At 46.0% G+C, this 12717-nt stretch carries 16 protein-coding genes; 2 read left to right on the top strand and 14 right to left on the bottom strand.

What is annotated here, in order from left to right; genetic code table 11:
• Positions 1-21: 21 nt before the first annotated feature.
• Positions 22-924 carry a manganese catalase family protein gene (locus FS628_RS14625; RefSeq protein WP_145322942.1) on the top strand — a complete coding sequence of 301 codons (903 nt, stop codon included), beginning with the start codon at positions 22-24 and terminating at the stop codon, positions 922-924.
• 224 nt (positions 925-1148) lie between these two features.
• On the opposite strand, the gene FS628_RS14630 is transcribed toward FS628_RS14625, so the two are convergent.
• The 10 genes from FS628_RS14630 to FS628_RS14675 form a co-directional block, all read right to left on the bottom strand.
• Positions 1149-1442 carry a DUF6809 family protein gene (locus tag FS628_RS14630; protein WP_047843715.1) on the bottom strand — a complete coding sequence of 98 codons (294 nt, stop codon included), beginning with the start codon at positions 1440-1442 and terminating at the stop codon, positions 1149-1151.
• Positions 1443-1581: 139 nt separating this feature from the next.
• Complete coding sequence (locus FS628_RS14635; RefSeq protein WP_017687382.1) at positions 1582-1761, bottom strand: ribbon-helix-helix domain-containing protein; 180 nt, start codon at positions 1759-1761, stop codon at positions 1582-1584.
• Positions 1762-2061: 300 nt separating this feature from the next.
• Complete coding sequence (locus FS628_RS14640; protein WP_145322944.1) at positions 2062-3180, bottom strand: DUF3626 domain-containing protein; 1119 nt, start codon at positions 3178-3180, stop codon at positions 2062-2064.
• A gap of 143 nt (positions 3181-3323) precedes the next feature.
• On the bottom strand, positions 3324-3551 hold the full coding sequence (locus tag FS628_RS14645) for a hypothetical protein (protein WP_222125236.1): 228 nt from the start codon (positions 3549-3551) through the stop codon (positions 3324-3326).
• Between the two features lie 14 nt (positions 3552-3565).
• Entirely contained in the window at positions 3566-3910 is a 345-nt protein-coding gene (locus FS628_RS14650) for a DUF3221 domain-containing protein (RefSeq protein WP_145322948.1), read from the bottom strand.
• Positions 3911-4035: 125 nt separating this feature from the next.
• Positions 4036-4365 carry a hypothetical protein gene (locus FS628_RS14655; RefSeq protein WP_145322950.1) on the bottom strand — a complete coding sequence of 110 codons (330 nt, stop codon included), beginning with the start codon at positions 4363-4365 and terminating at the stop codon, positions 4036-4038.
• 234 nt (positions 4366-4599) lie between these two features.
• The gene (locus FS628_RS14660) at positions 4600-6315 is read right to left on the bottom strand and encodes an ABC transporter ATP-binding protein (protein ID WP_145322952.1); all 1716 of its coding nucleotides are present in this window, start codon (positions 6313-6315) and stop codon (positions 4600-4602) included.
• Positions 6316-6359: 44 nt separating this feature from the next.
• Positions 6360-7391: a FecCD family ABC transporter permease gene (locus FS628_RS14665; RefSeq protein ID WP_145322954.1), complete on the bottom strand. Its 1032-nt coding sequence runs from the start codon at positions 7389-7391 to the stop codon at positions 6360-6362.
• A gap of 2 nt (positions 7392-7393) precedes the next feature.
• A complete protein-coding gene (locus FS628_RS14670) occupies positions 7394-8449 on the bottom strand; it encodes a FecCD family ABC transporter permease (protein ID WP_145322955.1) in 1056 nt (351 codons plus the stop codon).
• A gap of 262 nt (positions 8450-8711) precedes the next feature.
• Positions 8712-9449: a glycerophosphodiester phosphodiesterase gene (locus FS628_RS14675; RefSeq protein WP_145322957.1), complete on the bottom strand. Its 738-nt coding sequence runs from the start codon at positions 9447-9449 to the stop codon at positions 8712-8714.
• A 231-nt stretch (positions 9450-9680) separates the two neighbouring features.
• Between FS628_RS14675 and FS628_RS14680 the strand changes: the two genes are divergently transcribed.
• Positions 9681-9947 carry a hypothetical protein gene (locus FS628_RS14680; RefSeq protein WP_145322959.1) on the top strand — a complete coding sequence of 89 codons (267 nt, stop codon included), beginning with the start codon at positions 9681-9683 and terminating at the stop codon, positions 9945-9947.
• Between the two features lie 221 nt (positions 9948-10168).
• Here FS628_RS14680 and FS628_RS32000 read toward each other — a convergent pair whose 3' ends face one another.
• The 4 genes from FS628_RS32000 to ung form a co-directional block, all read right to left on the bottom strand.
• Complete coding sequence (locus tag FS628_RS32000; protein WP_222125237.1) at positions 10169-10297, bottom strand: sporulation protein YjcZ; 129 nt, start codon at positions 10295-10297, stop codon at positions 10169-10171.
• Positions 10298-10417: 120 nt separating this feature from the next.
• Positions 10418-11002 (bottom strand): TIGR00730 family Rossman fold protein, encoded by a 585-nt coding sequence (locus tag FS628_RS14685; RefSeq protein ID WP_145322961.1) that lies wholly within the window; start codon positions 11000-11002, stop codon positions 10418-10420.
• Positions 11003-11466: 464 nt separating this feature from the next.
• Positions 11467-11886 (bottom strand): hypothetical protein, encoded by a 420-nt coding sequence (locus FS628_RS14690; protein WP_145322963.1) that lies wholly within the window; start codon positions 11884-11886, stop codon positions 11467-11469.
• A gap of 19 nt (positions 11887-11905) precedes the next feature.
• Positions 11906-12574, bottom strand: coding sequence for a uracil-DNA glycosylase (gene ung, locus FS628_RS14695; protein ID WP_145322965.1), 669 nt, complete (start codon positions 12572-12574; stop codon positions 11906-11908).
• Positions 12575-12717: the final 143 nt, after the last annotated feature.

Consider the following 12717-nt stretch of genomic DNA (forward strand, 5'->3'; position numbering starts at 1 on the left):
ATTCGAGGAGGTTATCCCTATATGTTCAAACGCTTGGATGAAATCCTGATTGAAATTCCTAATGTCGAAAAGCCAGATCCGAATGCAGCAGCAGCCATACAAGAATTGCTCGGTGGCAAATTCGGAGAAATGTCAACGTTGAACAACTACCTCTATCAATCGTTTAATTTTCGCTCCAAAGAAAAGTTGAAGCCCTTCTATGACCTCGTCATGAGTATTACGGCCGAAGAATTAGGTCATGTTGAGCTGGTGTCTCATGGTATTAACAAATGCCTTAGAGGATCAACCGAATACAAAGAACCCGACAATACCCCCCTCGGTTCCGTGAAGGATGCTCGTCTGTCCTATCACTTCCTGGCAGGAGCACAAGGAGCAATGCCTTTCGACTCCATGGGTAATCCGTGGACCGGTGCGAATGTCTTCAATAGCGGTAATCTCGTCGAGGATTTGCTTCATAACTTCTTCCTCGAATGTGGTGCGCGTACGCATAAAATGAAAGTATATGAAATGACAGATCACCCGGCAGCCCGCGAAGTCGTCGGTTTTCTGCTTGTACGTGGCGGCGTGCACGTGGTTGCCTATGCAAAAGCAATCGAAATTGCAACCGGCGTAAATGTGACCAAACTGATTCCGATTCCTTCACTGGATAATAAGGCTTTCAATGAAGCTCGTAAATATGAGGAAAAAGGGGTACACACCAAGCTGTATACCTATAGTGATAAAGACTTTAATGCCATCGATCAGATCTGGAAAGGAACGCACCCCGAAGATGGACAACCTTTGGAGGTTATCCAAGGCATACCTCAGGGATTCCCGATTCCGGAAGCTCCGGCAGTGGAGGAAGAATTCGCACCAGGCATCTCACAAGAAGACTTTAAGGAAATTGCACGTCGTCTGAAAATGGCTGGGAATATTGCGGATTAAGGAACAATTTGTTTAACAGGTTCTTTCCCTATATATAGATTTTTTAACTCTATGTTTAAGTAAAGCCCTCCAACCCTGCTGCTGAATGCAGAGAGGGTTGGAGGGCTTTGTTATACTAAATTTATGATACAATTTTATGGTGCAAAATGAGTATGTTGTATGCACGTCATTTCCTGAGAATTTAGCTGTAAAAGTAAACCGGATCTCTGTTCACATCGTTAAACTTAGTTAAACTCCAACACCGATTCCTCCCGCTGACTCATGACTTCAATTAGCATGTTGGCACCCAGACGAAAACCTTGTGCAAACGCTGCTTCCGTATGCATGCCCTCGCATCTGCCACACAAGTCAAATAACTGTTCAAGCTCAAGAAATTCATTCTCGCTCAAACGATTCTTCCATTGCTCTGTCAGAGCTGCAATCTGCCGCCCTAACGCTTGGTATTCAGGATGTGTCGGCATCATCATCTCATCCGGTCGAAGTCGTCCATTATATAATGCTTCTAATATCGAATTCATGTGCATCCTCCTGTATATCAATTCGCACCTCACTTGAATGAACGTTCTACACATGGTAGGATATTTATGCAGTCGCTCATTCAAGTGATTGCGGTATAGGAAGCAGCGTGTTCTTCGTGGGACTAGCGCTGCTTCCTTTTTATTTTTGGAGCTCGTCGTAAATCTTCTCAATCCCTTTGCGAACGATGTCTGATCGATTCGTATTCAGCTTCTCAGCCGAAATATCGAGCTTGTTCATAATTTCCTCATCAACACGTATTTCAATCGTTCTGCTTTTGGGTTTGTCAGATTTAGGCCGCCCCATCTTTTTGGCGGACATTGCTTCACCTCTTTTTTTGTCCTGACAATAATATATTATTGTCAGGACAAAAAGTCAATTTATTTGTAAAACATACGTTCGTTTTTGTCACAACAGATTCATAGATAAATCTATAGTCAGTAATCCGTTCCGTTTGAATGATAAAAAAACCTTGAACGGCTAGGCACTCAAGGTCGTTAGAATACTATTATTGAGTAACAATTTAAAATTCAGGAGATACGCAAACAAGTAGGAAAAAGAATTTGGTATTTTAGCATTTTTATCACTACATATTCAATATTTTTAATTTCGAAAATGTTTTCACTCTTCCATTGGCTTTCCATATCTCACTAAGACATGCCAGAGTAATTTTAACTCTTGTAGAACTTCTTTGTAGGTTCCTCTATCGCTCCAATGGCTTGGGTTTCGTTTCAAGTCCATAGCTGCAGAACCAATGATATTTGCATCAATCAAATCACTTTTTGCAATTCTCTTGGCTAGTGAAGGCATCGAAGGACCTCGAAAATCCATAGGAACGTCATCAACCAATAGTGTAAAGCCCATGTGCCAGTGGAGATCAATTGAATACTTTAAACATATCTGCTCTAAGATTCTTCCTGTATGAGTGCCTTTAAATGATGGGTCGGCAACAAGCATCTTGACATCTTTTTCAAGGGAAATATCACCATGAACCTGAGCTTCGATATAATGATCCAGATTTCGGTTTTGCTCTTGGTTTGATGGATTTTGGAATGGTTTCTCAAGATTGACGTGCATATGGTCAATTAACTTTTGAACCGTTAGATTTCTTTCACCAATGGCAAAATTACTATAGAATACATCCCTCATGAGAGCAGCCAAAATGAGGTCAAATTCCTCATACGTTCCCTTTTCCTCAGGTTCTTGATGAGAATCCAAATATGTATACGTGCAACGCTGAGAGACCTCAGTGGATAAAAGGAAATAACATGATCCAAAACGCGGAGCAGGTCCATCGGGATGTAACATAACATTGAGTGCCCCATACTTGGGCCGTTCACTATTGGTTGAGCCATTTATTTGGTACGCTCCGCCAAACATTTTATTCTCCCAAACGTCACGTTCACCGCCTAAAAATGCGGATACACTTCCATTCGATAAAAAAGTTTCAAATTGACTTTTATAAACTCCCTGCTCAAGTAGTGCTTCAGCCACGCTTTTCATATTCGGATCTAATCGATCTGGGTGAAAGTGTAACGCGATACTTACATGAGATTTTAGTTTAGTGATAGCATCTTCAAATGTATTAAGCTCGATGTTGGACATACGAAGAATTTCCCTAATGGTTTGCTCCGCCTCATTTTTTCGGCTTCTTGCATAATTGGTTACATGCTCTTGAGCTAATTGCTGAGACCTTGATATTCCATGACAGAAGAGTCCTTTCCCTTTTTTTAAAATCATGATACATGATGGACAGTGAGGGAACTTACAGGCGGTTCAAAAATCATGATATTGTGCAATGAATCAATCCGTGTCACTTCTTTCAATTTGAATCATATCTTGTGCAACGCGCGCTTCTCCACCATCATAAAGCTATGACCCCCTTATTCTTCGCCTTGTATCTTAACTTGCTTCTCGTCCTTCACGGTCACATGAACTACTTGCCCTTCATTCGCTGTCTTCGCATCTCGCATCTGAATGGTCCATGTCCCTGTATCTGCATCAAACCGTGTGTCCTCTATGACGGGAATATGCATGTTCTCTGTATCAAGTGAACGCAGTCCGCTACGAATCGCATCCGCATCCGTCATGTGCGCACCATCCCGTGCCACTGGACAAGATACCTCTATCGTTTCTGCTCTGCTCTGCCCTGCCCAGGGTAGGGTTGATTTTCCGGGCCTCCATCCGTCCAGACTTCAACATAGGAGCCGATCTGCGGATCAGGCGCATTGGAGAACCATTTTGCCGGATAATACCGACTGTTTCCTCCATTGGAACTGTAATCTTGAAACGCGGGATCAACAACAAGAATGGAATCGTCTTTGCGTTCAACCACATAACCAGTGAATCCATCTTCACTTGGTGCATTCGCTTGAGTCTGCAAGGAGTTGCACTCGATATGTCCTGAACATCCCGTAAGGCATACGATCAGGATTGAGAGCAATATGAGGACTCGACGAAGATTGGACATATGTAAATCCCCCTTTAATAACACCTCTTTCTAAATTTAACGTTACATGTCAGGTTATTGTTGCAAATATAGCCTTTAGCTCACCCTTAACTCCCTGACGGGCTCAGCACGATCAAACCAAATATTCACTTCTTTATATCCCTTTTGTACACGTACCTTCCCCATACCACCAACGCCGCACACAACAAGATCACACAATAAGCCCATACAAAAAACATGGCAAGCCCCAACCCGATGTTGGCATCCAGGCGCTTATCAAAGATCTCCGTGTATAGCGCAAAACCGAGTGGCACGGCGCCCACAATGAAAAGTCCAATGGACCATCCACCCCAGCGTCGGAAACCGGACCCCGCACGAGTACTGGAAAGTTTGCGAATCCCTTGAGTCAGAAGCCACCACATCAGAATAAATAATAAACAGGTTATAAGAATTTTCAGCATATCGTTCACCTGCATATTGTTCGCCTCCTACGTCATGCAGAATAATGAACATATCATACACATTAAGCGTTCTCTTTACTATATTACCCGTTTCCATATCCATGACCACAGGCAGGCAACAGTGCAGCACTCTCGACCCATAACTATATTCATAAAACAGAAAATAACGCCACCATTCATGACTCCTTCCAAGTCATGAACGATGGCGTCATTTCTTATAACCACGTTATTATATCCACATCGGATACGTTACGCACCAAACTGTGCATAGTGAAGGCGGCTGTACACCCCACCTGCTGCGAGTAATTCTTCATGGCGCCCCTGCTCGGTAATACCTTGTTCAGCAACGACAATAATGCGGTCTGCATTTTTGATCGTAGCCAATCGGTGAGCAATGACCAGTGTCGTCCGGCCCTCGGATAGCTCAGCAAGGGATTGCTGAATCGCCGCTTCCGTTTCTGTATCCAGAGCGGATGTGGCTTCATCCAGGATTAGAATCGGTGGGTTTTTCAGGAACATACGGGCAATGGACAAACGCTGTTTCTGTCCGCCGGACAGTTTCACACCACGTTCACCAATTAACGTATCTAGCCCTTCCGGCATCGATTGAATCAAGGGTTCCATCTGTGCACGTCTGGCGGCCATCCAGATTTCTTCTTCGGATGCATCCAGCTTGCCGTAGGCAATATTCTCCCGAATGGTTCCATCGAAGAGGAATACATCCTGTTGTACAATACCGATATGACTGCGTAAGGAGTCCAGCGTCATGTTCTGTATCTCCTGGCCATCGATCGTGATGCGACCTTCCAGCACATCATAGAATCGTGGCAGCAGACTGCACAACGTTGTTTTCCCTGCACCCGATGGACCGACAAGGGCCACCGTTTCACCTGCATGCACGTTTAGATCGATACCCTTGAGAACAGGCTCCTGATCCGAATAACCGAAGGTCACTTGTTCATAACGAATATCCCCACGCAAGTGTGATACCTTAACAGCTCCTGGACGATCCTCCACATCCGGTTCCATATCGAGAAGCTCCGTATACCGTTTGAAACCCGCAATCCCTTTGGGATACGTCTCGATAACCGAGTTAATCTTCTGGATCGGTGTCAGGAACACATTGGACAACATAATAAATGCAATGAACTGACCGTAAGTCATACTGCCGTTAATGACGAACCAAGTTCCACATACCAGGACAAAGAGGGATACCAGCTTCATCAGCATATAACTGACAGAGGAGTTCCAGGCCATGATTTTGTATGCGATTAGTTTGGTCTGACGGAAACGACCGTTGTTCACAGCGAATTGTGCTTTTTCATGCTCTTCATTAGCAAAAGCCTGAACAACACGAATACCTGTAATATTGTTCTCAACACGAGCGTTGAAGTCCGCTATATCCCCGAACATTCGGCTGAATGCCTTGGACATTTTGCTGCCAAAGTAGAGCGACAGATAAATAATCAGCGGAACGATGATAAAAGTTAACACGGCCAGATTGCCATTAATGCTCATCATGATGCTGAATGCACCAATCAGTGTCATCACCGCGATAAAAACATCCTCTGGACCATGATGGGCAATCTCACCGATATCCATTAGATCATTAGTCATGCGTGACACGAGGTGTCCTGTTTTCGTATTATCGAAGAAACGGAACGATAGCTTCTGTACATGATTAAACAGACTTTTACGCATATCCGTCTCAATGTTAATGCCCAGCTTGTGTCCCCAATAGGTAACCACGAAGTTCAGAAATGAATTCAATAAGTAGATGCCCAGCAATGCAAGACACGCCCATAGAATCCAATCCCAGCGGCCGCCTGGCAGCAGATCATCGACTACCCGGTTGACTGCCAGTGGAAAAGCCAGCTCCAGCAGTGCGACCAGAATCGCACAGCTAAAGTCAAGAATGAAGAGCTTTTTGTAAGGCCTGTAATAGGCAAAGAAACGGCGAAGCATGGACTAATGTCCTCCTTATGCAACCACACCATGATGATTACGTTCTATTTCGTCTTGCTTAAGAGGTACAGGAAGTATGGCGCACCAATAATGGCAACCAGGATACCCGCAGGTATCTCCGAAGGCTGTAGTATGACACGACCCAGCGTATCTGCAACCAGCACGAGCAATGAACCGATTAGCGCAGATGCGGGTAACAGGAACTGATGTTTTGGACCCACCAGACGACGTGCCAAATGCGGTCCGATCAGACCGACAAAACCGATCCCCCCACTCACAGATACACATGAGCCCGCAAGCCCTACGGCAGCCGCAAGCAGAATCAACCGCTCTCGCTCAACCGGAGTCCCGAGTCCACTTGCAGTCTGGTCACCCAGATTCAACACGTTCAGTACACGCGCCTTATACAGGACAATCGGTACAAGAATGATCAGAAACGGCAGTAATGCCGTTACAAATTTCCAGTTCGATCCCCAGATGCTGCCAGCCATCCAGGTAGCTACGAATTGATACTTTTCCGGGCTAAGCCGCAATGTAAGCACGATCATGGCAGAACTAATTCCCGCCGCTACCCCGATCCCCGTAAGCAACATACGCGTAGGCAGAATGCCCTCTCCTTTTTTGTAAGAGAGTACGTAGATCAGAAATGCAGCAAAACCCGAACCGATTAGTGCCAGAATTGGCAACAGAAATACCGGCGCTGCTGTCGTTGTCGGGAAGAAGGAAACGAAAAGCATGACAACCAGTCCAGCACCTGCATTGATCCCGAGGATACCCGGATCTGCCAGCGCATTACGGGATACCCCCTGCAAAATACAACCAGATAATGCGAGTCCGGCACCGACCATTACCGATATCACAATACGCGGGAGACGGAATTCAAACAGGATTAATTCCTGTTTCGCCGTGCCTCCGCCAAACAGGGTACGCATCACCTCAAGCGGCGAGAGCTTGGTAAAACCTGTGTTCATACTCACCACAAAAGCCGTAATAATTAATAGGGCAAGCACAATGAGGACTATCGCACTCTTGGCTCTCTTTTTGCGCTCTGCTCCAACTATTGTTGAGGATTCCATCGTTACAGAGTCCTCCTTTCTTTACGCGCCAGATAGAGGAAGAATGGTACCCCAATGAGGGCAACCAATGCGCCAATTGGCGTCTCGTACGGCGGGTTAATCATACGTGCAGCCAGATCCGCAAATACAAGCAACAGACTGCCCATTACTGCGGAACATGGAATAATCCAGCGATAATCGACCCCAACCAGCTTCCGAGTGAGATGGGGAATAATGAGTCCAACAAAACCGACCGCACCCACCACGGACACAGCCGTACCCGCGAGAATCAGTACAACAATCAGGCCTATGAGCTTGATCAGCCCAGTACGTTGCCCCAAGCCCACCGCAATATCTTCTCCGAGACTAAGCAGAGTAATGGAACGGGAGATGAGAAGACCTGCGATCAGTGCCGCGAGTACCCATGGGAACATGACCTCCAATTGAGACCACTTCGTTCCGGCTACACCACCGGCTGTCCAGAAAGCCAGATCTTGTCCAATTCTGAAATACAATGCAATCCCTTCACTGAGTGCAGACAACATGGCTGATACAGCCGCACCTGCAAGGACAAGGCGTAGAGGTGTTAGACCCGATTTGGAAGCTGCGCCAAAACCATACACCAACAGGACCCCAAGCCCTGCTCCAATGAAGGAATACATAATGATGTACATAAATGGCAAGCCCGGGAAAAAGGCAAAACAGATCGCAAGTGCAAATCCAGCACCTGCATTCAGCCCAAGCAGACCGGAATCGGCCAGCGGGTTGCGGGTCATGCCTTGCATGATCGCACCAGCTACAGCGAAGCAGGCACCTACCATTGCTCCGCCAAGAATACGCGGCAACCGAATCTCCCATATGATCTGATGCGGAGTCAACTCAGGATTGAAGTCGAAGATGGCCTTCCAGACGACCCCAAGCTTAATATCAGCAGCACCAAAAGAAATGGACAAGGCCATACCCAGAGCAAGTAATAAAATTCCCCCTGTAAGAATAAGTGTGGCTGCCCACGGACGAGTATGTATCTTCGCTGTGGGTGATTCCGGATTATGATTTGCTGGTGAAGCTTTTGAACTCATACGCGCCCACCCTCGTTATGAGTAGAGCTGCTCAAACCTATGTACATAACAATCACCTCTCTATAAATACCAAACTTTAATGATATTGATTCTCATTCCCATAGATCATTGTAAGTGAATCCACGGTCTCTGGCAATGGACAAATGGGACATGTTTATTGCATATATGAAGATTTGCACACAAATTTGCACGCAAAAAGGCTACGCGGAGCCAAAAAGCTCGAACGTAGCCTAGTCATTGCTTATGTAAAACACAGACTTGATTATCGGGCATGTACCGAGATTAAGGATGCCAGAACATCAGGAACATCGGTAATGATTCCTTGTACACCCATGTCAATCATCGCCTGCATCTCGGCGGGATCGTTCACTGTAAATGGATAGGTTACAACGCCATGTGCCAGTGCTGCAGCAATATCCTCGTGTGTAACTGCCAGCTTGTAGGGATGAAGACCAGAAGCTTCAAGTTTGGCGGCATAGTCATAGGGACGATACAACTTTTCCATATATAAAAGCGCTGTACGAATCTCCGGGGCAAGACGTTTACATCTCACCAGTGAAGCATGATTGAAACTGGACAGGACGACCTGTTGCTCCAGCTTCCAGTCCCGGATCGCCTGTATAATCTTCTCTTCCATTCCCTTGTAACTCACGATACCATTTTTTAATTCCAGATTCAGCAGGGTACCTTTCCCCTGTACCAGCTTGAATAATTCCTCCAGAGACGGAATACGTTCCCCGGCAAAATCGGCATGAAACCAGGAACCGGCATCCCGTGTGCGCAATTCATCATAAGTTGTATCCTTAACCCAACCTTCCGCACCCGCAGTTCGGCTTAACGTCTCATCATGAATTAGCACCAATCTGCCATCACACGTCATCTGTACATCGGTTTCAATTCCAGTCGCTCCAAGCTCCAGACTTCGCTCAAAAGCACTCATCGTATTCTCAGGGCATACGGCAGATGCACCGCGATGGGCAATAATCTCCATGTTCCTCATTCCAGCGCCTCCTGCGTTCAACATTAACTCTATGATCCTCACTATAAACACCGTTTGTTAGACCTGTATTAACAGAGCGTTTAATTACATGACTACTCCGCCAATACAAGCTATATAGTTGAACATCCAACGGGCTGGGGATTCACTCATTTTTGCGAACTCAATCCGGAAATCGACATAACATAGTATGAACGATGGAAGCACTGCACTCCGTTATAAGGAGGTTGACTATTGAACTCCTCAAAGAAAAAATCGACACCTACGCGCACTCGCACATCCCAATTACAGTCGGCTTCCAGGCATTCCAGAGCAACTGTCCATATCAAAAACAAATCCGGCAAGACGGCTAATCAGCGTTCCTTTAACTCCAGTTCACCCAACACACTGGATCAGCTGGCTATTGTTGCAGCTATACTATCCTTAATTGCAGCCGCCATCGGGCTATATATCGCCTGGAAATCGTTAAGTAATCCGGATCAAACTGCTGTTGTGGTGTAAGCTGCTTGATAAGCAGCGATTGACTCAGGAGGCTCTCTCCTGCTTCTGACGTTATTATTCAGGGGCAGGTTTTTGCTTTTTCATTCGCTTAACGTATGCTGCAAACGTCAAAAAACCGTTCCCCTGAAACGCCGACATATACCGGCGTCTCTTTGGAAAGGTCATTTTTTATTCGGAGGCTGCCCCTGCAGCGCTATTCCCGTCCCGGGATATTGACCGAATTACAGAACGAATGTGCGGGAGATGATAACCAACAGAATGAACAATACCAGAATTGCACCTGTCGATGTCCATGCTCCACCACTGAAGCCTCCGCCGTATCCGTAACCTGTGCCTTTGAGTTCGCTCATGAGTGACACTCCCCTCTTCACTAAAGTACACTATAGACTATGTCCGATAGCGCGACTTGCTTGGGCAGATCGGAAATTCCCCTCAGAAGCGATTGGTTACAGGTCCTTATTTTCGTACACTCACTGCCCGTTCAGCTGTGACCACTTCTGGGTCAACTCTGCCGGAATATAGGATGACATCTGGTTGAGCAGTTCAGCTGGATCGGATTCCAGAGTCCACAGACTAAGATGTGACGTGTTGGAGAACCCTTCCTGTACGCTATGTTCTACCATCTTCATCAGCGGGCCATAATAACCGTTGACATTCAATAAGCCCACTGGCTTGCGATGAATGCCGATCTGTGCCCAGCACAGTACCTCGAATAGTTCTTCAAATGTACCCATACCTCCGGGAAGTGCAATGAATCCATCGGATAATTCCGCCATTGTAGCCTTCCGTTCATGCATGGTTCCCACTTCAATCAGCTGTGTAAGGCCTCCATGGACAACCTCCCCCCGGAACAATCCGGTAGGCATGACACCAATCACTTCTCCACCTTGCTTCAAAGCCGCATCAGCCACTGCGCCCATCAAACCCATGCAAGAACCACCATAGACCAGTGCATAACCACTATCAGCAATCTGTTTGCCCAGTTGAACAGCCTTCTCTGTATAATCGGGGTGATTTCCCGGATTGGAGCCTGCAAAAACAGCTATACGTTTCATTGGGTTTCACTCCTTCTCATGATCTTTTTAGATTGAACTAAAGAATATTTACACTTGCCACTTCGATGACAGAACAACCTTCCGATCGCTGTTATCCCAGATTTTTTGATTCAATTTTACAATGGTGAAAATCTGAGGATAAAGGCGCAGCGTATGCTCCCGAAGTAGCTTTCTTACAGAAAGCTTTTAGCTCCGCTTCTCCAGCTTTTTTCTGTCCTCTACGTTCTCGTGTAAATGTTTAGTTCAATTTATCTATTTTAATAATATATATCATGAATGTTATGGGTATGTACAACAACAGCTTAACAGACGAATGGACAAAAAAAATACCCAGCCGTTTGCAGCCGGCCGGGCTCCCATTTCAATACACATCAATTTAGAAGGGGTTGTTACTACCTAATATACAGACCGAACATTAAATCCGTATGATCTTTGCATGAAATGAATATTAAATCTTAGTATAACTAACGTATTCCACGGCGTGAACGAACGACAAACATATGCTTGTCTTTACGAAGAATCCGGCCATCTGCAAGTTCAACCTGATCCTCGTCATGACGCAGAATCGTCGTGGATAATGCTACAATTTTGGCCCGGCGCCAGATCATAACCTGTGATTTGAAATAGATGGCATTTTCGAACTGAATCGCCTTTTTCATCACATATCCAACCTTGTGCACTTCAGAACGTGCTTTCTTTAAGGGAAGACTCTCTTCGGGAAGAGGTCTGATCATTGCGATATTGTCAAACGATACCTTGATCCGTTTCGGTCCGATCCGTACACATTCCGCTTCTTCATCCCACTCGACCAGCGTTCCCTTCAATGGCTCCCGTATGCCTGTTGCACGATATACCGCTACTTTTCGTCCTATCCAATGTCGCAATGTTCTCACCTCCATCTGTCTAGTTTTCAGGTATCTTCCAATCGATCGGTTCAATACCTTTGGAGGTCAAGAAATCATTGGCTTTGGAAAAGGGTCGACTACCGAGGAATCCACGATGCGCAGCCAGTGGACTCGGATGTGTAGACTCCAGTACCAGGTGCTTGTCCCTGTTAATAAAAGCACCTTTCTTCTGGGCATGACTTCCCCATAACATAAATACCATTGGCTCTGAACGTTCATTCAATGCACGAATTACAGCATCTGTAAATGTCTGCCACCCTAGTGCCTGATGCGAGTTAGGCTGACCTTCACGGACCGTCAGAACGGCATTTAATAGCAGGACTCCCTGCTGTGCCCAATGGACCAAAGATCCATGATTCGGAATCGGCAGGTCCAGATCCGCCTGAAGTTCCTTATATATATTTTTCAGAGAGGGCGGTACGCGAACTCCCGGTCTAACCGAAAAGCTTAATCCATGAGCCTGCCCCGCTCCGTGATAAGGGTCCTGACCAATAATAACAGCCTTAACCTGATGATACGGAGTCAGCTTCAGTGCGGAGAACAGGTCTTCTTTCGGCGGAAAGACCGTCTGCGTTTTATACTCGGCGGCGAGGGTGTAACGAATCTTGTTGAAGTATTCGGCTTCCGTTTCTTCCTGAAGCACCTTGTCCCAGTCGTTTCCAAACATATGTATAGACTCCTTTCCCCTGATGAATGCAGATTCGTGCAGCCCAACTACGAGGCTCTTCATTCTGAGAGCCGCATGTCATGCGACTCATAGACTATCCACCATTTTAACATAACCGGGGACAGCAGGCCAGAATCACACAT

Origin of the sequence: Paenibacillus xylanexedens, assembly GCF_007676705.1 — a bacterium.
Lineage (GTDB): Bacteria > Bacillota > Bacilli > Paenibacillales > Paenibacillaceae > Paenibacillus > Paenibacillus xylanexedens_C.